We start from the raw sequence: 18,926 nt of genomic DNA, 5'->3' as shown, positions 1-18,926 counted from the left end.
TTAAGACTTGGTTTGTTCTGACTGGCCAGCGGCAGACGCTTGTTGTTTGTCGTCAGATTTCACTTCCTGCGCTTTTACCTGCGCGCCAGGACGAACTTTTTGCAAACCAGTAATAATCACGCGATCGCCATCTTTCAGACCTTTCGTCACCAGCCACTTGTCGCCAATCGCCTGCGTTGCAGTGATATTGCGCGTTTCGACTTTGTTATCGGCACCCACAACCAGCGCGCTCGCATCGCCGCGTGGCGTACGGGTCACACCCTGCTGAGGAACCAGCAGTGCGGTTGGGTTAGTCCCTTCTTCAAGGCGGGCGCGTACGAACATACCCGGCAGCAGCGTTTTATCCGGATTCGGGAAAATGGCCCGGATAGTGATTGAGCCGGTGGTCTGATCGACGGTCACATCAGAAAATTCCAGTGTGCCGGTCTGTGAGAACTTGATACCGTCGTTGGTAACCAGCTCAACTTTGGCTTTGCCGTTTTCCTGTTTCAGCTGGCCGCTGGCGAGTTCCTGTTTCAGACGCAGGAAATCGTTACTGGACTGCGTGACGTCAACGTAGATCGGGTCAAGCTGCTGCACGGTGGCCAGCGCGTTGGTTTGGCCGTTTTGTACCAGCGCACCTTCGGTGACGGCGGACTTACCAATGCGACCGCTGATAGGGGAGGTCACTTTGGTGTAGGCCAGGTTAATGCGCGCGGTTTCTACCGCCGCTTTCGCTGCCACAACGGCCGCATTGGTCTGCTGTGCATCGGCCAGTGCAGTATCGTAATCCTGCTGACTGATGTACTGCGTGCCGAGCAGTTTCTTGTAACGATTCAACGTCAGCTGCGAAATTTTGGCTGCCGCTTCTGCTTTCGCCAAATCGCCTTTAGCGCTCTCATAAGACGCCTGGTAGGTTGCTGGATCAATCTGATACAGAGACTCACCTGCTTTCACATCACCGCCTTCGGTGAAGTTACGTTTCAGGATGATGCCGCTCACCTGAGGACGCACTTCCGCAATGCGGTAAGCGCTGGTGCGGCCCGGTAGTTCTGTTGTGATCTGGAGAGGTTCGGATTTGAGCGTCACGACGCCAACTTCTGGCACCTGCTCCGCTCCTTGTTGAGCCTGTTTGTCGTCACATCCTGTAAGCGCTAAGCTGCCTGAGAGCATCAGAACGACCGCCAGAGGCGTTAACCCTCTGTTTTTGTTCATATGTAAACCTCGAGTGTCCGATTTCAAATTGATCAAGGGTCCTGAGTCTAAAAACCCATTGCTGCGTTTATATTATCGTCATGCTATGGTACATACATTCATAAATGTATGTAAATCTGACTCCTGTAAATTCATCAACGTATGGCACGAAAAACCAAACAACAAGCGCTGGAAACCCGACAACACATTCTGGATGTGGCAATGCGTTTGTTCTCACAGCAGGGTGTTTCGTCAACCTCGCTGGCACAGATTGCTCAGGCCGCGGGCGTCACGCGGGGAGCGATTTACTGGCATTTTAAAGACAAGTCAGATCTGTTCGGTGAAATCTGGGAGCTTTCAGAGTCCAGCATTAGCGATCTTGAGAGTGAGTATCGGGCAAAATTCCCTCATGATCCACTCTCAGTGCTAAGAGAAATTCTAGTATATATCCTTGAAGCGACAGTTGTTGAAGAGCGTCGCCGTCTGATGATGGAAATCATCTTTCATAAATGTGAGTTCGTTGGCGAAATGGCGGTGGTCCAGCAGGCGCAGCGCGACCTGTGTCTGGAAAGCTACGATCGCATCGAGCAGGTTCTCACGGAATGCATGCAGGCCGACATGCTTCCCGCCACGCTGCTGACCCGCAGGGCAGCGATCCTGATGCGCAGCTATATTTCCGGCCTGATGGAAAACTGGCTTTTCGCGCCGCAGTCGTTCGATCTGCACGCGGAGGCGCGCAGCTACGTCGAGATATTCCTGGAGATGTGCCGGCTCTGTCCGACCCTTCAGGGCAAGCATCCTCAGCATTCTGCCTGATCGCGCCTGAGAAAATTCGCAGACCCTTTCCGTCGTACTATTCTGCTTCAGTCGGGCGTGATATTCTTCACGCCCGACTATTTTCGGTCATTTCTCAGATCACATTCACGACTATGCTGCACACCAATCGCTCGAAACATCCTGTTCTGGCCGTTTTTTTGATCCTGCTGTTTTTCTTTGCAGCCGCACCGCATTCATACGCCCGTGCAGACAACGGCAGTGACGTTCCCACCCGTGCCGAGGTCCAGTCGCAACTCGACACCCTGAATAAGCAGAAAGATCTCACCGCCCAGGACAAACTCGTTCAGCAGGATCTGACGGAAACTCTGGATACGCTTGATAAGATCGAACGCATAAAAACCGAAACGGCCCAGCTGCGCCAGAAGGTTGCTCAGGCGCCGGAAAACATGCGCAAGGCCACCGAGGCCCTAAGCGCGCTCAGCGACGTCGATAATGACGAAGAGACCCGGAAAACGCTCGCCACGCTGTCATTGCGCCAGCTTGAGTCGCGCGTGGCGCAGCTGCTGGACGATCTGCAAACGGCCCAGTCCGATCTTTCAACCTACAACAGCCAGCTGGTTTCCCTGCAAACCCAGCCGGAGCGCGTGCAGAACGCGATGTATTCCGCGTCGCAGCAGCTACAGCAAATTCGTAACCGTCTGAACGGCACCACCGTTGGGGAAGGGTCGCTCCGCCCGACGCAGCAAACGTTGCTGACCATTCAGCAAACGCTGCTCAATGCTGAGATTGAACAGCAGCGTAAGAGCCTGGAAGGCAATACCGTATTGCAGGACGCGCTGCAAAAGCAGCGTGACTACGTGACCGCTAACATCAACCGGCTTGAGCATCAGCTCCAGCTGCTGCAGGAAGCGGTGAACAGCAAGCGCCTGACGCTCACAGAAAAAACGGCGCAGGAGGCGGTCTCGCCGGATGAAACGGCGCGCATTCAGGCCAACCCGCTGGTGAAGCAGGAGCTGGAGATTAACCATCAGCTCAGCGAGCGTCTGATTCAGGCGACGGAAAACGGCAGCACCCTGGTGCAGCAGAATATCAAAGTCAAAAACTGGCTGGATCGCGCCTTGCAGGCCGAGCGCAACGTTAAGGAGCAGATTGCCGTTCTGAAGGGCAGCCTGCTGCTGTCGCGTATTCTTTACCAGCAGCAGCAGACGCTGCCGTCCGCCGACGAGCTGGAAGACATGACCAACCGCATTGCGGATTTGCGCCTTGAACAGTTTGACATCAACCAGCAGCGCGATGCGCTTTTCCAGACCGACGCGTTCGTCGCCAAAGTGGAGGAGGGCCATTCAGGTGAAGTGAACGCAGAGGTTCACGACGCGCTGTTGCAGGTGGTGGATATGCGCCGCGAACTGCTGGATCAGCTCAACAAGCAGCTGGGCAACCAGCTGATGATGGCGATCAACCTGCAAATAAACCAGCAGCAGCTGGTGAGCGTCTCCAAAAGCTTGCAGGAGATCCTGACCCAGCAGATTTTCTGGGTGAACAGCAATAAACCGATGGACTGGGACTGGTTTAAATCTTTCCCTGAAACGCTGAAATCCCAGATCCAGGGCATGAAAATCACCGTGAACTGGGAGAAAGCCTGGCCTGCGGTGATGATTGCCTTCCTTGCTGGCCTGCCGCTATTGCTCATCGCCGGATTAATTCGCTGGCGTTTGAAGTGGCTGAAGCAGTACCAGGCGAAGCTGGCCTCGGAAGTGGGGCAGCTGCGTAACGACAGCCAGCTGCACACGCCGAAAGCGATCCTTATCGATCTCGTTCGAGCCCTGCCGGTCTGCCTGCTCATCCTTGCCGCCGGGCTGATCCTGCTGACCATGCAGCTTAATATCAGCGATCTATTGTGGGCGTTCAGCAAGAAGCTGGCGCTGTTCTGGCTGGTGTTTGGCGTGTGCTGGAAAGTGCTCGAAAAAGACGGGGTCGCCGTTCGCCACTTCAACATGCCGGAGAAACTCACCAGCCACTGGCGTCGCCAGATTGTGCGCATTAGCCTCGCGCTGCTGCCGCTGCACTTCTGGTCCGTGGTTGCGGAGCTTTCTCCGCTGCATTTAATGGACGACGTGCTGGGCCAGCTGGCGATCATGCTGAACCTGCTGCTGATTGCCGTCCTGATGTGGCCGATGTGCCGCGACAGCTGGCGCGATAAAGAGTCGCACAATATTCGCCTGCTCACCGTGACGGTGCTGGCGATCGTTCCGCTGGCACTGATGGTGCTCACCGCAACGGGCTACTTCTATACCACGCTGCGCCTGTCCGGCCGCTGGATTGAAACCGTCTATCTGGTCATTATCTGGAACCTGCTCTACCAGACCGTACTGCGCGGCCTGAGCGTGGCGGCGCGCCGTATCGCCTATCGCCGCGCCGTTGCGCGTCGTCAGAATCAGGTGAAAGAGGGGGCGGAAGGGGCCGAGCCGCAGGAGGAGCCGACCATTGCGCTGGAGCAGGTCAACCAGCAAACCCTGCGTATCACCATGCTGGTGATGATCGCGCTGTTTGCGGTGATGTTCTGGGCTATCTGGTCTGATCTAATTACCGTCTTCGCCTATCTCGACAGTATTACCCTCTGGCAGTACAACGGTACCGAAGCGGGCGCGGCGGTAATGAAAAGCGTAACCATGGGCAGCCTGCTTTTTGCGCTGGTGTCGTCGGTGGTTGCGTGGGCGTTGATTCGCAACCTGCCGGGTCTGCTGGAAGTGCTGGTGCTCTCAAGGCTGAACCTGCGCCAGGGGGCGTCGTATGCCATTACCACCATCCTTAATTACGTCATTATTATCGTTGGGGCGATGACGGTATTCGGCTCGCTCGGCGTCTCGTGGGATAAGCTCCAGTGGCTGGCGGCCGCGCTGTCGGTGGGCCTGGGCTTCGGCTTGCAGGAGATTTTCGGTAACTTTGTGTCTGGCCTGATAATCCTGTTCGAACGTCCGGTGCGTATTGGCGATACCGTCACCATCGGCACCTTCTCCGGGACCGTCAGCAAGATCCGTATTCGTGCGACCACCATCACCGACTTCGATCGCAAAGAGGTGATCATCCCGAACAAAGCCTTTGTGACCGAGCGTCTGATCAACTGGTCGCTCTCTGACACCACCACCCGCGTGGTGATCCGACTTGGGGTAGCCTACGGCTCAGATCTGGACAAGGTCAAAGAGGTACTGCTGAAAGCGGCGAATACGCACCCGAAAGTGATGCACGATCCTGCGCCAGACGTGTTCTTCACCACCTTCGGGCCAAGCACGCTGGATCATGAGCTGCGCCTATACGTGCGCGAGCTGCGCGACCGCAGCTATACCGTCGATGAGCTGAACCGCACCATTGACCGTCTGTGCCGTGAAAACAACATTAATATCGCCTTCAACCAGCTGGAGGTTCACCTGCGTAACGAAAAAGGTGACGAACATACGGAAGTGAAGCGCGAGATTAAGGGTGACGATCCGACTCCCGCCTGAACTATTTTCCCTCTCCCTGTGGGAGAGGGTTAGGGTGAGGGCAACCGGCCTTCACCTTTCCCTCAAAATCGCGCCGCACAATCTCCAGCGCTTTAAGCACCGTCTCCGCCGGGATCTCATGATTCTCCAGCAGCATAATTAAATCGACGGCCAGCTTGACCTCGTCGGGTGCATTTTCCAGTGACATCAGTGTGGCTCCTGTTAACGGGTCAGGCGTTCAATCACGCGTTCAATCTCATCCAGCGCCTGGCGGCAGCGGACGATGCGGCCTTCCAGCGCGCTGATTTCACGCATTAATAACTGCTGCTCTTCCAGCGTTTCGCTGTCGTTCAGTCGGGATTCGCGCTCGCGCTTCATCTCATACAAACGGCGCTCAAACTCCTGGTTTTCCAGCCGCCTGCGCTGCCATTTGCCGAGGCCCGGCGAGGCGCTGTCCCAGGCGCGTAGCGACCAGGCGGCGATTTCGCGATGCAGGGCAGCGATCTGCTCGGCCAGATGCTCCGCAAGCCACGCCACCTGTTCCCGCTGTTCACCCTCAACCGCATGGCGAAGCTCGTCAAGGCTCGTCTGCGCCTCAGCAAGGTAATCCTGAAGGACGGTGCTGCGGGTGCGGAAAAGCTGTCGGTCAAAGCGCGGTTTCAGCGTGGCATGTCCCATCAGCGGTGTGGCCTGCGCGCGCAGAGCGATCAGCTGATTTTGCAGCTTCTCAAGAAGCAGTGCTGTTTTCAATGCGCTCTCCAGTGGTAAAGTAGCCGTTCAGTTTGATAACGATTCGCATTATGCAGCGTACTATTTTAATCATCATTGGCTGGCTCGCGGTAGTGCTGGGTACGCTGGGCGTGGTTTTGCCCTTGCTGCCGACCACCCCGTTTATCCTGCTGGCGGCCTGGTGCTTCGCCCGCTCGTCGCCGCGTTTTCACCACTGGCTGCTGTACCGCTCGTGGTTTGGCGGCTACCTGCGCTACTGGCAAAAACACCGGGCAATGCCGCCCGGAGCCAAGCCGCGCGCCATTGTCTTCATACTTATCACCTTCGCCGTCTCGCTATGGCTGGTGAAAATGATGTGGGTACGCATTCTGCTGCTGGCGATCCTGGCATGTCTGCTGATCTTTATGTGGCGGATCCCGGTGGTTGATGAAAAGCAACAAAAGCACTGAAGCCTCATCATGGCTGTTGCAATTATGGCGCACAGCCAGTAAATTCGACCGTTTTCGAGCACAGGTGCGCCTGGTCAAAGGTTAAACAACTTTTACTTTGACCGACTCGTCGCGCGCCGTGAGTAACACTGTTTCATTTAGGCACAAACCGATGACCGCAACTGCACAGCAGCTTGAATATCTGAAAAACAGCATCAAAAGTATCCAGGACTATCCGAAACCTGGCATTCTTTTCCGCGATGTCACCAGCTTGCTGGAAGACCCGAAAGCGTACGCGCTCAGCATTGAACTGCTGGTCGAGCGTTATAAAAACGCCGGGATCACCAAAGTAGTAGGTACCGAAGCCCGTGGCTTCCTGTTTGGCGCTCCGGTTGCGCTGGCAATGGGTGTGGGCTTTGTGCCGGTGCGTAAGCCGCGCAAACTGCCGCGTGAAACCATCGCTGAGAGCTACGAGCTGGAGTACGGCACCGATCAGCTGGAAATCCACGTTGACGCTATCAAGCCAGGCGACAAAGTGCTGGTGGTGGACGATCTGCTGGCAACCGGCGGTACTATCGAAGCGACCGTGAAGCTGATCCGTCGTCTGGGTGGTGAAGTGACCGACGCGGCATTCATCATCAACCTGTTCGATCTTGGCGGCGAACAGCGCCTGGAAAAACAGGGCATTACCAGCTACAGCCTGGTGCCATTCCCGGGTCATTAATCCCGTTTCTCACAACCTCGCTCAATGGGTGAGGTTGTGATAGCATTCCCCTCCATTAATTCACCTTCCAGCGTTGCAGAGCCTGCCCATGAGTTATCAGGTGTTAGCCCGTAAATGGCGACCACAAACCTTTGCTGACGTTGTCGGTCAGGAACATGTGCTGACGGCCCTGGCGAACGGCTTGTCGCTAGGTCGCATCCATCACGCCTATCTTTTTTCCGGCACCCGCGGCGTCGGTAAAACCTCTATTGCCCGCCTGCTGGCAAAAGGTCTGAACTGCGAAACCGGGATCACCGCCACCCCGTGCGGCGTATGCGATAACTGCCGCGAGATCGAGCAGGGGCGTTTTGTCGATCTGATCGAGATTGACGCCGCCTCGCGCACCAAGGTGGAAGACACCCGCGATCTGCTCGACAACGTGCAGTACGCCCCGGCGCGCGGCCGCTTCAAGGTCTATCTGATCGATGAAGTGCACATGCTGTCGCGCCACAGCTTTAACGCCCTGCTGAAAACGCTGGAAGAGCCGCCTGCGCACGTGAAGTTCCTGCTGGCGACCACCGATCCGCAAAAGCTGCCGGTCACGATCCTGTCGCGCTGCCTGCAGTTCCACCTGAAGGCGCTGGACGTCGAGCAGATCCGCGCTCAGCTTGAGCACATTCTCGATGAAGAGAAGATTGTCCACGAGCCGCGCGCGCTTCAGCTGCTGGCCCGCGCGGCTGACGGCAGCCTGCGTGATGCGCTGAGCCTCACCGACCAGGCCATTTCCAGCGGTGACGGTAAACTTTCTACCGACGCGGTCAGCACCATGCTCGGCACGCTGGATGACGACCAGGCGCTCTCGCTTATCGAAGCGATGATTGCCGCCAACGGTGAGCGGGTGATGTCGCTCGTCAACGCCGCCGCTGCCCGTGGCGTTGAATGGGAAGCGCTGCTGGTCGAGATGCTCAGCCTGCTGCACCGCGTGGCGATGCTGCAGCTGTCTCCGTCGGCCATCGGCGCGGACATGGCGACCATTGAACAGCGGATGCGTGAACTTGCGCGAACCGTGCCGCCGGCTGACGTACAGCTTTATTATCAGACGCTGCTGATTGGCCGCAAAGAGCTGCCGTTTGCACCGGATCGCCGGATGGGCGTTGAAATGACGCTGCTGCGCGCGCTGGCCTTCCATCCGCGCATGCCGTTGCCGGAGCCGGAAGCTCCCAGGCAGTCTTTTGCGCCGGTCGCCCCGACCGCGGTGATGTCACCGCAGCAGGTGCCACCGCAGCCGACGCCGCCTCCGCCGCAAAACGTGCCGCTGTCGGATGCCACCAGTTCGGTGCTTGCCGCACGAAGCCAGCTGCAGCGTGCGCAGGGAGCAACCAAACCAAAAAAGAGTGAACCGGCAGCGCCAGGAAGAGCGCGGCCGGTGAACAACGCCGCGCTTGAACGACTGGCCTCGGTAACGGAGCGCGTGCAGTCGCGTCCGGCGCCGTCCGCGCTCGAGCAGAAAGCCCCGGCAAAAGAAGAGGCTTACCGCTGGAAGGCGACCACCGTTGTTGAAACGGTCAAGGAAGTGGTCGCCACGCCGAAGGCGCTGAAAAAGGCGCTGGAGCATGAAAAAACGCCGGAGCTGTCCGCGAAGCTGGCCGAAGAGTCCATCGAGCGCGACGCCTGGGCCGCTGAGGTCAGTAAACTTCAGCTGCCGAAGCTGGTGGAGCAGGTCGCGCTGAACGCCTGGAAAGAGCAGGACGGCAATCAGGTGCGTCTGCACCTGCGCCCGGGCCAGCGGCACCTCAATTCCCCCGGCGCACAAAAGGCGCTGGCCGAGGCGCTCGCCACATTGCAGGGCTCGCCGGTTGAATTGACTATCATTGAAGATGATAATCCGGCGGTGCGCACGCCGCTGGAGTGGCGACAGGCCATTTATGAAGAGAAGCTCGCGCAGGCGCGCGAGTCGATTATCGCGGATAACAACATCCAGACCCTGCGACGGTTCTTCGACGCGGACCTGGATGAAGAGAGTATTCGCCCCATTTGATCGTGAGTCTGACTTACGGTTGTAATCCTTAACGTGAAAGAAGAGAGAAGCCTATGTTTGGTGGAAAAGGCGGTCTGGGTGGCCTGATGAAGCAGGCTCAGCAGATGCAGGAAAAAATGCAGAAGATGCAGGAAGAGATCGCTCAGCTGGAAGTCACGGGCGAATCCGGTGCCGGTCTGGTCAAGGTGACCATCAACGGTGCGCACAACTGCCGTCGCGTTGAAATTGACCCAAGCCTGCTCGAAGACGACAAAGAGATGCTGGAAGATCTGGTTGCAGCCGCATTCAACGATGCCGCTCGCCGTATCGACGAAACCCAGAAAGAGAAAATGGCCTCTGTTTCCAGCGGTATGCAGCTGCCGCCGGGCTTTAAGATGCCATTCTGATGCAAACCAGTCCGCTGCTCACGCAGTTAATGGAAGCGCTGCGCTGCCTGCCGGGCGTTGGCCCGAAGTCGGCGCAGCGCATGGCGTTTACGCTATTGCAGCGCGACCGCAGCGGCGGGATGCGCCTGGCGCAGGCTCTGACCCGCGCCATGTCAGAAATTGGTCACTGTGCGGACTGCCGTACCTTTACCGAGCAGGACGTGTGTAACATCTGCACGAACCCGCGCCGTCAGGAAAACGGCCAGATTTGCGTGGTGGAGAGTCCGGCGGACATCTACGCCATTGAGCAAACCGGGCAGTTTTCCGGCCGCTATTTCGTGCTGATGGGGCATCTCTCCCCGCTGGACGGCATCGGCCCGGACGATATCGGTCTCGATCGCCTGGAACAGCGCCTTGAATCGGAAACGATCAAAGAGGTGATTCTCGCCACCAACCCAACGGTGGAAGGGGAAGCCACGGCCAACTATATCGCCGAGCTGTGCGCGCAGTACGGCGTTGACGCCAGCCGCATCGCCCACGGCGTGCCGGTTGGCGGTGAGCTGGAGATGGTCGACGGCACCACGCTGTCGCACTCTCTGGCCGGACGCCACAAGATTATTTTCTGACCAAACGGAGGCTGCGCGCGCGGCCTCCGCTTGAAAATTTCCCCCCTTATCCCCATCTCTCACTCAACGTTTTACAACCCCATTAAATGGCATTGTTGAGGTCGACTTAGATGAAAGGACAAGAAACCCGTGGTTTCCAGTCAGAAGTAAAACAGCTTCTGCATCTGATGATCCATTCCCTGTATTCCAACAAAGAAATTTTCCTGCGCGAGCTGATTTCCAACGCCTCCGATGCGGCGGACAAGCTGCGCTTCCGCGCGCTGTCCAACCCGGATCTGTATGAAGGCGACGGCGAGCTGCGCGTGCGCGTCTCTTTCAATAAAGAGAACCGCACCCTGACCATTGCCGATAACGGTATTGGTATGAACCGCGACGAGGTGATCGACCATCTCGGGACCATCGCTAAATCCGGCACCAAAGCGTTCCTCGAGTCCATGGGCTCTGACCAGGCGAAAGACAGCCAGCTGATCGGCCAGTTCGGCGTTGGCTTCTACTCGGCGTTCATCGTGGCGGACAAAGTCACCGTGCGGACCCGTGCGGCGGGCGATAGCGCCGAGAACGGCGTGCTGTGGGAATCCAAAGGGGAAGGCGAATACACCGTTGATGACATCACCAAAGCGGATCGCGGCACCGAAATCACCCTGCACCTGCGTGAAGGCGAAGATGATTTCCTGAACGACTGGCGCGTGCGCTCCATCATCAGCAAATATTCCGACCACATTGCGCTGCCGGTAGAGATTGAAAAACAGGAAGAAAAAGACGGTGAAACCGTGGTTTCCTGGGAGAAAATCAACAAGGCCCAGGCGCTGTGGACGCGCAGCAAGTCTGAGATTAAAGACGAAGAATACAACGAGTTCTACAAGCACATCGCCCACGACTTTACCGATCCGCTGACCTGGAGCCACAACCGCGTGGAAGGCAAGCAGGAGTACACCAGCCTGCTGTATATCCCTGCGCAGGCGCCGTGGGACATGTGGAACCGCGATCACAAGCACGGCCTGAAGCTGTACGTGCAGCGCGTGTTCATTATGGACGATGCCGAGCAGTTCATGCCGAACTACCTGCGCTTTGTACGTGGCCTGATAGATTCCAACGATCTGCCGCTGAACGTCTCCCGTGAAATTTTGCAGGACAGCACCGTCACCCGTAACCTGCGTAACGCCCTGACCAAACGTGCGCTGCAGATGCTGGAAAAACTGGCGAAAGACGATGCGGAAAAATACCAGACCTTCTGGAAACAGTTCGGCCTGGTGCTGAAAGAAGGCCCGGCGGAAGACACCGCGAACGTGGAGGCTATCGCTAAGCTGCTGCGCTTCGCCTCTACGCACAACGACTCATCCGCGCAGACCGTGTCGCTGGAAGAGTACGTCTCCCGCATGAAGGAAGGGCAGGAGAAGATCTACTACATCACTGCCGACAGCTACGCGGCAGCGAAGAGCAGCCCGCATCTGGAGCTGCTGCGTAAGAAAGGCATCGAAGTGCTGCTGCTTTCTGACCGCATCGACGAATGGATGATGAACTACCTGACCGAGTTCGACGGTAAATCCTTCCAGTCCGTTGCCAAAGCCGACGAATCTATCGACAAGCTGGCGGACGAGGTGGATGAAAGCGCGAAAGAAGCCGAGAAGGCGCTGGAGCCGTTCGTTGAGCGCGTGAAAACCCTGCTGGGCGACCGCGTTAAAGAGGTGCGCTTCACGCACCGTCTGACCGATACCCCGGCCATCGTCACGACCGATGCGGATGAAATGAGCACCCAGATGGCGAAACTGTTCGCCGCGGCGGGCCAGGCGGTGCCGGAAGTGAAATATATCTTCGAGCTGAACCCGGATCATCCGCTGGTGAAACGCGCGGCGGATACCCAGGACGACGCGCGCTTAGCCGAGTGGGTTGAACTGCTGCTGGATCAGTCTCTGCTGGCCGAGCGCGGCACGCTGGAAGATCCTAACCTGTTCATTAAACGCGTGAATGCGCTGCTGCTGGCGTAATTCAACACCTGCCCCTCACCCTGGCCCTCTCCCCAAAGGGGAGAGGGTATAATCGTCCCCTCTCCCCTTTGGGGAGAGGGTTAGGGTGAGGGGGCATTCTCGCACTCCCCCAAATAATCTCCCCCCGTTAACCGTTTCAGCTTCCCCGCCTTCCTTGAGCGATACCCGTTCTGGTGGTATTGTTTAGCGCTTTTGAAAAATTGAATCGACATTTGAGGGGATTTTCGCAATGCGTATTATTCTGCTTGGCGCTCCGGGCGCGGGTAAGGGAACTCAGGCTCAGTTCATCATGGAGAAATACGGTATTCCGCAAATCTCTACCGGTGACATGCTGCGTGCCGCTGTTAAATCTGGCTCCGAGCTGGGCAAACAAGCTAAAGACATCATGGACGCAGGCAAGCTGGTAACCGATGAACTGGTTATCGCGCTGGTTAAAGAGCGCATTGCGCAGGAAGACTGCCGCAACGGTTTCCTGCTGGACGGCTTCCCGCGCACCATTCCTCAGGCTGACGCCATGAAAGAAGCGGGCATCAACGTGGACTACGTGCTGGAGTTCGACGTGCCGGACGAGCTGATCGTTGACCGTATCGTTGGCCGCCGCGTGCACGCTGCCTCTGGCCGCGTTTACCACATCAAATTCAACCCGCCTAAGGTTGAAGGCAAAGACGACGTGACCGGCGAAGAGCTGACCACCCGTAAAGACGATCAGGAAGAGACCGTGCGTAAGCGCCTGGTGGAATACCATCAGATGACCGCTCCGCTGATCGGCTACTACTCCAAAGAAGCGCAGGCGGGTAACACCAAATACGCAAAAGTTGACGGCACCAAAGCCGTGGCTGACGTACGTGCAGAGCTGGAAAAGATCCTCGGCTAACGGCATCCCTCTCACCCGGACTCCCGGGTGAGAAAAATTCTCATCTTACCTATTACAGCAATGGGTTTCGTTTAAACGCATTTCCGCTACAATTGACAACCTATCAAATGGTTAAGAGGCGTGAATGAGTCAGGCGAAAACCGGCATCCTGCTTGCCAATCTGGGTACCCCAGAAGCACCTACTCCAGCGGCGGTAAAACGCTACCTGCGACAATTTTTAAGCGACACGCGCGTCGTGGATACGCCAAGGCTGCTGTGGTGGCCACTGCTGCGCGGTGTCATTCTGCCGATTCGTTCGCCGCGCGTGGCAAAGCTCTACCAGTCCGTGTGGATGGAAGAGGGCTCGCCGCTGATGGTCTACAGCCGTCGTCAGGAGAAAGCGCTGGCCGCCCGCCTGCCGGACATGCCCGTAGCCCTCGGCATGAGCTACGGCAAGCCCTCCCTGGAGAGCGCCGTAGACACGCTGCTGGCCCAGGGCGTAGAGCATATTGTGGTGCTGGCCCTGTATCCGCAGTACTCCTGCTCCACGGTAGCGGCAGTCTGGGACGAACTGGCCCGCATTCTGGCGACCCGTCGCCGTATTCCGGGGGTTACCTTTATTCGCGACTACGCTGATAACGAGTTGTATATTAAAGCCCTTGCCAGCAGCGCGCGCGCGTCGTTTGAAAAACACGGCGAGCCGGATCTGCTGCTGCTCTCCTATCACGGCATTCCGCAGCGTTTCGCTAACGAAGGGGATGATTATCCCCAGCGCTGTCGCGATACCACCCGCGAGCTGGTGTCCGCCCTCGGCCTGCCGCCGGAGAAGGTGATGATGACCTTCCAGTCGCGCTTTGGGCGCGAGCCGTGGCTAACCCCGTACACCGATGAAACCCTCAAGATGCTGGGCGAGAAGGGCGTGAAGCATATTCAGGTGATGTCGCCGGGCTTCTCGGCGGACTGTCTGGAAACGCTGGAGGAGATTGCCGTCCAGAACAAAGAGTTCTTCATGGAGGCTGGCGGAACAAAATACGAGTATATTCCGGCGCTTAACGACTCCCCTGAACACATTGACATGATGGTGTCGCTGGTCACCACCAGCCGCTGATCGCGTTAACGGCCGGGTTTGTGCTACCATTCCCGGCCCGTATTCAATGCACAGTTCAGACCATGAAATTTCCCGGTAAACGCAAGTCCAAACACTATTTCCCTGTCGATGCCCGCGATCCGCTGCTTCAGCAAATTCAGCCAGAAAGCGAAACCAGCGCTGCCTGGGTGGTCGGTATCGATCAGACGCTGGTGGATATTGAAGCCAAAGTGGATGATGCGTTTGTCGCACGTTACGGTCTGAGCGCCGGGCACTCGCTGGTGATTGAGGACGACGTTGCCGAGGCGCTGTACCAGGAGCTGGTGCGCGAAAATCTCATTACCCACCAGTTTGCCGGCGGAACCATCGGCAACACCATGCACAACTATTCCGTACTGGCTGATGACCGCTCGGTCCTGCTCGGCGTGATGTGCAGCAATATCGAAATCGGTGGCTATGCCTACCGCTACCTGTGCAATACCTCCAGCCGTACCGATCTGAACTATCTGCAGGGCGTTGACGGGCCGATTGGCCGCTGCTTTACGCTGATTAGCGATTCTGGCGAACGTACGTTTGCCATCAGCCCGGGCCATATGAACCAGCTGTGCGCTGACAGCATTCCTGAAGAGGTGATTGCGGGCGCGTCTGCACTGGTGCTGACCTCCTATCTGGTGCGCTGCAAGCCGGGCGAGCCGATGCCGGAAGCGACCATGAAGGCGGTAGAGTATGCGAAGAAATACAACGTGCCGGTGGTGCTGACGCTGGGCACGAAATTTGTCATCGCCGACAACCCGGAGTGGTGGCAGGCCTTCCTGAAAGAGCACGTCTCCATTCTGGCGATGAACGAAGAAGAAGCCGAAGCGTTGACCGGCGAGAGCGATCCGCTGCTGGCGTCTGATAAGGCGCTGGACTGGGTGGATCTGGTGCTCTGCACTGCCGGCCCGGTCGGGCTGTACATGGCGGGCTTCACGGAAGAGGAGAGCAAACGCAAAACCCAGCATCCGCTGCTGCCGGGAGCGATTGCCGAATTTAACCAGTACGAGTTCAGCCGCGCCATGCGTCATAAAGACTGCATCAACCCGCTGCGCATTTTCTCCCACATCGCACCGTATATGGGCGGACCTGAGAAGATCATGAACACCAACGGCGCGGGCGATGGCGCGCTGGCCGCGCTGCTGCACGACATTACCGCTAACGCCTACCACAAAACTAACGTGCCAAACTCCAGCAAGCACCGGTTCAGCTGGCTGACCTACTCCTCGCTGGCGCAGGTGTGTAAGTACGCGAACCGCGTGAGTTATCAGGTGCTGAACCAGCATTCGCCGCGCTTAACGCGCGGATTGCCGGAGCGGGAAGACAGCCTCGAAGAGGCGTACTGGGACAGGTAAAAGTTGACCCCTCACCCTAACACTCCCCACAGGGGAGAGGGGATAGCACAGAGCCGTCTTTTCGCCCTCGCCCCTGTGGGGAGAGGGCGGGGTTAGGGGATCCGCCGCAAAACTTAACCCGTCACCGCCTCAGCAACCGGCGGTTTCGCCAGCAGCGTCAGCATCGTGTTCGCGATCTCACGCTCGCCCATCACCACCTGATTCGCGCCGCGCTCGGTAATGTACTCCACTTCGTCGTCATAATGGGCGCGGGCAATAATCTCAATATTCGGGCATTTCTCTCGCGCCGTGGCCACAATCTCGCCGGCCTCATAGCCGTTCGGAATGGTCAGCAGCAGCCAGCGGGCGCAGTCGAGGTGCGCGAGATTCATAATCTCTTCGTTCGCCGCATTGCCGAGCACCGCACGGATACCGCGCTCGCGCAGCTCGTCCACGCGGGTACGGGAGGTTTCAATGACCACCAGCGGAATACCCTGCTCGATTAGCTTCTCACCCAGCAGGCTGCCGACGCGGCCAAAACCGACCAGCAGCGCGTGGTTGCAGATATCCACGGGGATCTGCTTTTCCTCCTCGATCGCCTCTTCCAGGGTCTGCTCTTCGAGGGTTTCGGTCTTCTCGAGGTATTTCTCCAGCAGGGCAAACAGCACCGGGTTGAGCATGATGGAGAGGATCGCCCCCGCCAGCACCAGGTTTTGTCCCGCCTGCGGCAGCAGGTCTAACGCCATACCCAGACCGGCCAGAATAAAGGCAAACTCGCCAATCTGCGCCAGGCTGGCGGCAATGGTCAGCGCCGTACGCGGCGAGTGGCCGAACATCCGCACCAGGAAGAAGGCGGCAGCGGACTTACCAAAGATGATGATCGCCAGCGTGCCCAGCACGGCCAGCGGCTGCTGGATAAGCACCATCGGGTCAAACAGCATCCCGACGGAGACAAAGAACAGGACCGCAAACGCATCACGCAGCGGCAGGGTGTCATGCGCGGCGCGGTGGCTCAGCTCGGATTCGTTCAGCACCATCCCGGCAAAGAACGCGCCCAGCGCGAAGGAGACGTCAAACAGCTCTACGGCGCCAAAGGCAATACCCAGCGCCAGCGCAAGGACGGAGAGCGTAAATAGCTCACGCGAACCGGTGGCGGCGCTGCGGGGCATGATCCACGGCACCAGACGGCGGCCCACCAGCATCATGATGGCGATAAACGCGACAACCTTACCGATGGTAATGCTCATATCCAGCGCCAGCGAGGCGAAGCCGACGTTGTCTTTTTCCATCATTCCGGCGACGGCGGGCAGCAGCACCAGCGTCAGCACCATCACCAGATCTTCCACAATCAGCCAGCCTATCGCGATTTGTCCGCGCTGGCTGTCTATCAGCTGCCTCTCTTCAAGCGCGCGCAGCAGCACCACGGTACTGGCGGTTGAAAGACACAGCCCAAATACGATACCGGTCATCAGCGACCAGTCCAGCACCGCGGAAAGCGCCATCCCCAGCAGCGTCGCTACCCCTATCTGGGCGATGGCTCCCGGTATGGCGATCGACTTTACCGCCATCAGATCCTTGAGTGAAAAATGCAGACCTACGCCAAACATCAGCAGGATCACGCCTAATTCCGCCAGTTCAGGTGCCAGCTTGGTATCTGCCACGAAACCGGGCGTGAAGGGCCCCGCCAGTACACCCGCTAACAGATAGCCGACGAGAGGGGAGATACGCAGTTTGTTGGCAATCATGCCGAGAATAAAAGCGAGCACAAGTCCACCAACAATGGTGGTAATAAGCGGTGTGGCGTGGTGCATTCCGTCTCCTTTCGTGGTGAGTGATCCATTTTTGGCGTAAATACCAAAAAGCCGAGTAATAGTTTATGACAATTTTTACGCTTATGTTTATGAATAATTGTTGAAATCAGAATAAAAGAGCAATAAGCGTGAAAAAGGGCAGGTTTTGGTAAATTTGCCGAGGGGAGGGAGAGGAAAGCCTTATGGCATCAGGTTATCCGGCTGCCAAAGTTTAACTTTGGCAGCCGGGAAACTACGCTTTATGACGGTTGTCAGGCAGGAATATGGTCAACATCCCCAGAAGTGGCAGGAAAGCGCAGATTTTGTAAACCAGGAAGATGCTGGTATGGTCCGCCACCATCCCTAACACAGCGGCTCCAAGGCCACCCATGCCAAAGGCGAAGCCGAAAAACAGCCCGGAAACCATACCGATACGTCCCGGCAGCAGCTCCTGCGCGTAAACCAGAATGGCTGAGAAGGCCGATGCCAGTATAAATCCAATGATCACCGTTAAAATGCCGGTCCATTCCAGGCTGGCGTACGGTAAAACAAGCGTAAACGGCGCAACGCCGAGGATAGAGCCCCAAATCACATATTTACGCCCAATTTTATCTCCCACGGGCCCGCCAATCACCGTGCCTGCCGCCACCGCAAACAGGAAGGCAAACAGGTGAAACTGAGCGTTTTGTACCGATAATCCGAATTTTTGCATCAGATAGAAGGTGTAATAGCTGCTGATGCTCGCCATGTAGAAATATTTGGAGAAAATCAGCACCAGCAGCACGCTGACCGCGAGGATCACCTTATTGCGCGGGAGCGGATTGACGACCTTCGCCACCGGCTTACCCTTGTTAACGCGATGCTGTGCGGCATACCAGCGGCTGATTTGCGCCAGGACGACAATCGCCAGCAGCGCGGCCAGCACAAACCACGCGACGTTGCCTTTACCGTAAGGGGCAATAATCACCGCCGCCAGCAGGGGGCCTAAGGAGCTGCCAAAGTTGCCGCCCACCTGGAACAGCGACTGCGCCAGCCCGTGCCGCCCGCCGGAGGCCATCCGCGCCACGCGGGACGATTCCGGGTGGAATACCGATGAACCGGTTCCCACCAGCGCCGCGGCAACCAGCACCGCCTCAAAGCTGCCCGCCATGGCCAGCAGCACCAGCCCGCTCAGGGTGAAGCACATGCCGATGGGCAGCGACCACGGCATCGGGTATTTGTCCGTCCAGTAGCCCACCACCGGCTGCAGCAGCGAAGAGGCGAGCTGGAAGGTCAGGGTGATCATGCCGATCTGGACGAAGGTTAAGGAAAACTCGGACTGCAACAGCGGATAAATCGCCAGAATCAGCGACTGGATCATGTCGTTGAGCAGATGTGAGAGACTGATGGCGCCTAAGACCTTAAAGGAAGTGCGCGACGCCGGAGCGCCCTGGACGGGCTGGGTTGATTCACTGATTGCCATAAATACCACGTCGATTTGTTATTAGAGATGCAGGGTGTAATTATTATCCGACTAACATACCCGT

The 18,926-nt window shown here is 57.5% G+C and carries 16 protein-coding genes and 1 other annotated feature; of the genes, 11 read left to right on the top strand and 5 right to left on the bottom strand.

Annotated elements, in window-relative coordinates:
* The gene (gene acrA / locus HWQ14_RS22115) at nucleotides 1-1,194 is read right to left on the bottom strand and encodes a multidrug efflux RND transporter periplasmic adaptor subunit AcrA (protein ID WP_176611028.1); all 1,194 of its coding nucleotides are present in this window, start codon (nucleotides 1,192-1,194) and stop codon (nucleotides 1-3) included.
* Nucleotides 1,195-1,335: 141 nt separating this feature from the next.
* On the opposite strand from acrA, the gene acrR reads away from it, so the two are divergent.
* The gene (acrR, locus tag HWQ14_RS22110) at nucleotides 1,336-1,989 is read left to right on the top strand and encodes a multidrug efflux transporter transcriptional repressor AcrR (protein ID WP_148420312.1); all 654 of its coding nucleotides are present in this window, start codon (nucleotides 1,336-1,338) and stop codon (nucleotides 1,987-1,989) included.
* 113 nt (nucleotides 1,990-2,102) lie between these two features.
* Nucleotides 2,103-5,450, top strand: coding sequence for a mechanosensitive channel MscK (mscK, locus tag HWQ14_RS22105; RefSeq protein ID WP_176611027.1), 3,348 nt, complete (start codon nucleotides 2,103-2,105; stop codon nucleotides 5,448-5,450).
* 1 nt (nucleotide 5,451) lies between these two features.
* Here mscK and rsmS read toward each other — a convergent pair whose 3' ends face one another.
* Together rsmS and priC are read right to left on the bottom strand one after the other, a co-directional pair.
* Nucleotides 5,452-5,637 (bottom strand): pleiotropic regulatory protein RsmS, encoded by a 186-nt coding sequence (gene rsmS, locus HWQ14_RS22100; protein WP_023620091.1) that lies wholly within the window; start codon nucleotides 5,635-5,637, stop codon nucleotides 5,452-5,454.
* A gap of 14 nt (nucleotides 5,638-5,651) precedes the next feature.
* Nucleotides 5,652-6,179 carry a primosomal replication protein N'' gene (gene priC / locus HWQ14_RS22095; RefSeq protein ID WP_176611026.1) on the bottom strand — a complete coding sequence of 176 codons (528 nt, stop codon included), beginning with the start codon at nucleotides 6,177-6,179 and terminating at the stop codon, nucleotides 5,652-5,654.
* Between the two features lie 50 nt (nucleotides 6,180-6,229).
* Here priC and HWQ14_RS22090 point away from each other — a divergent pair, with 50 nt between their 5' ends.
* The 9 genes from HWQ14_RS22090 to HWQ14_RS22050 all read left to right on the top strand — a co-directional run bounded on the left by HWQ14_RS22090 (nucleotide 6,230) and on the right by HWQ14_RS22050 (nucleotide 15,631).
* Nucleotides 6,230-6,607 (top strand): DUF454 family protein, encoded by a 378-nt coding sequence (locus HWQ14_RS22090; protein WP_176611025.1) that lies wholly within the window; start codon nucleotides 6,230-6,232, stop codon nucleotides 6,605-6,607.
* Nucleotides 6,608-6,758: 151 nt separating this feature from the next.
* Complete coding sequence (gene apt, locus HWQ14_RS22085) at nucleotides 6,759-7,310, top strand: adenine phosphoribosyltransferase (RefSeq protein WP_000127359.1); 552 nt, start codon at nucleotides 6,759-6,761, stop codon at nucleotides 7,308-7,310.
* Between the two features lie 88 nt (nucleotides 7,311-7,398).
* Nucleotides 7,399-9,327, top strand: a complete 1,929-nt coding sequence (gene dnaX / locus HWQ14_RS22080; RefSeq protein WP_176611024.1) for a DNA polymerase III subunit gamma/tau — start codon at nucleotides 7,399-7,401, stop codon at nucleotides 9,325-9,327.
* Nucleotides 8,657-8,721: a sequence feature (DnaX frameshifting element), on the top strand. It overlaps the preceding gene by 65 nt.
* Before the next feature lie 53 nt (nucleotides 9,328-9,380).
* Nucleotides 9,381-9,713 (top strand): YbaB/EbfC family nucleoid-associated protein, encoded by a 333-nt coding sequence (locus HWQ14_RS22075; RefSeq protein WP_003858972.1) that lies wholly within the window; start codon nucleotides 9,381-9,383, stop codon nucleotides 9,711-9,713.
* The gene (gene recR / locus HWQ14_RS22070; protein WP_006809843.1) at nucleotides 9,713-10,318 is read left to right on the top strand and encodes a recombination mediator RecR; all 606 of its coding nucleotides are present in this window, start codon (nucleotides 9,713-9,715) and stop codon (nucleotides 10,316-10,318) included. Before HWQ14_RS22075 ends, recR begins: the two co-directional genes overlap by 1 nt.
* 110 nt (nucleotides 10,319-10,428) lie before the next feature.
* Complete coding sequence (gene htpG / locus HWQ14_RS22065; protein ID WP_176611023.1) at nucleotides 10,429-12,303, top strand: molecular chaperone HtpG; 1,875 nt, start codon at nucleotides 10,429-10,431, stop codon at nucleotides 12,301-12,303.
* 229 nt (nucleotides 12,304-12,532) lie between these two features.
* Nucleotides 12,533-13,177 (top strand): adenylate kinase, encoded by a 645-nt coding sequence (gene adk / locus HWQ14_RS22060; protein ID WP_022647279.1) that lies wholly within the window; start codon nucleotides 12,533-12,535, stop codon nucleotides 13,175-13,177.
* A 124-nt stretch (nucleotides 13,178-13,301) separates the two neighbouring features.
* Entirely contained in the window at nucleotides 13,302-14,264 is a 963-nt protein-coding gene (hemH, locus tag HWQ14_RS22055) for a ferrochelatase (protein ID WP_176611022.1), read from the top strand.
* Between the two features lie 62 nt (nucleotides 14,265-14,326).
* Nucleotides 14,327-15,631, top strand: coding sequence for an inosine/guanosine kinase (locus HWQ14_RS22050; RefSeq protein ID WP_176611021.1), 1,305 nt, complete (start codon nucleotides 14,327-14,329; stop codon nucleotides 15,629-15,631).
* Nucleotides 15,632-15,744: 113 nt separating this feature from the next.
* On the opposite strand, the gene ybaL is transcribed toward HWQ14_RS22050, so the two are convergent.
* Both ybaL and HWQ14_RS22040 read right to left on the bottom strand, forming a co-directional pair.
* Nucleotides 15,745-17,421 carry a YbaL family putative K(+) efflux transporter gene (gene ybaL, locus HWQ14_RS22045; RefSeq protein ID WP_176611020.1) on the bottom strand — a complete coding sequence of 559 codons (1,677 nt, stop codon included), beginning with the start codon at nucleotides 17,419-17,421 and terminating at the stop codon, nucleotides 15,745-15,747.
* Nucleotides 17,422-17,653: 232 nt separating this feature from the next.
* A complete protein-coding gene (locus HWQ14_RS22040; protein WP_176611019.1) occupies nucleotides 17,654-18,862 on the bottom strand; it encodes an MFS transporter in 1,209 nt (402 codons plus the stop codon).
* Nucleotides 18,863-18,926: the final 64 nt, after the last annotated feature.

The sequence above is a fragment of the Enterobacter cloacae genome (genome assembly GCF_013375935.1).
Lineage (GTDB): Bacteria > Pseudomonadota > Gammaproteobacteria > Enterobacterales > Enterobacteriaceae > Enterobacter > Enterobacter pasteurii.
This window is presented reverse-complemented; position numbering and strand designations above follow the sequence as displayed.

Excerpts from the sequence above, each read along its gene's own strand:
- acrA (WP_176611028.1), bottom strand. The coding sequence starts at position 1,194 with ATGAACAAAAACAGAGGGTTAACGCCTCTGGCGGTCGTTCTGATGCTC.
- acrR (WP_148420312.1), top strand. The coding sequence starts at position 1,336 with ATGGCACGAAAAACCAAACAACAAGCGCTGGAAACCCGACAACACATT.
- mscK (WP_176611027.1), top strand. The coding sequence starts at position 2,103 with ATGCTGCACACCAATCGCTCGAAACATCCTGTTCTGGCCGTTTTTTTG.
- rsmS (WP_023620091.1), bottom strand. The coding sequence starts at position 5,637 with ATGTCACTGGAAAATGCACCCGACGAGGTCAAGCTGGCCGTCGATTTA.
- HWQ14_RS22090 (WP_176611025.1), top strand. The coding sequence starts at position 6,230 with ATGCAGCGTACTATTTTAATCATCATTGGCTGGCTCGCGGTAGTGCTG.
- apt (WP_000127359.1), top strand. The coding sequence starts at position 6,759 with ATGACCGCAACTGCACAGCAGCTTGAATATCTGAAAAACAGCATCAAA.
- dnaX (WP_176611024.1), top strand. The coding sequence starts at position 7,399 with ATGAGTTATCAGGTGTTAGCCCGTAAATGGCGACCACAAACCTTTGCT.
- HWQ14_RS22075 (WP_003858972.1), top strand. The coding sequence starts at position 9,381 with ATGTTTGGTGGAAAAGGCGGTCTGGGTGGCCTGATGAAGCAGGCTCAG.
- recR (WP_006809843.1), top strand. The coding sequence starts at position 9,713 with ATGCAAACCAGTCCGCTGCTCACGCAGTTAATGGAAGCGCTGCGCTGC.
- htpG (WP_176611023.1), top strand. The coding sequence starts at position 10,429 with ATGAAAGGACAAGAAACCCGTGGTTTCCAGTCAGAAGTAAAACAGCTT.
- adk (WP_022647279.1), top strand. The coding sequence starts at position 12,533 with ATGCGTATTATTCTGCTTGGCGCTCCGGGCGCGGGTAAGGGAACTCAG.
- hemH (WP_176611022.1), top strand. The coding sequence starts at position 13,302 with ATGAGTCAGGCGAAAACCGGCATCCTGCTTGCCAATCTGGGTACCCCA.
- HWQ14_RS22050 (WP_176611021.1), top strand. The coding sequence starts at position 14,327 with ATGAAATTTCCCGGTAAACGCAAGTCCAAACACTATTTCCCTGTCGAT.
- ybaL (WP_176611020.1), bottom strand. The coding sequence starts at position 17,421 with ATGCACCACGCCACACCGCTTATTACCACCATTGTTGGTGGACTTGTG.
- HWQ14_RS22040 (WP_176611019.1), bottom strand. The coding sequence starts at position 18,862 with ATGGCAATCAGTGAATCAACCCAGCCCGTCCAGGGCGCTCCGGCGTCG.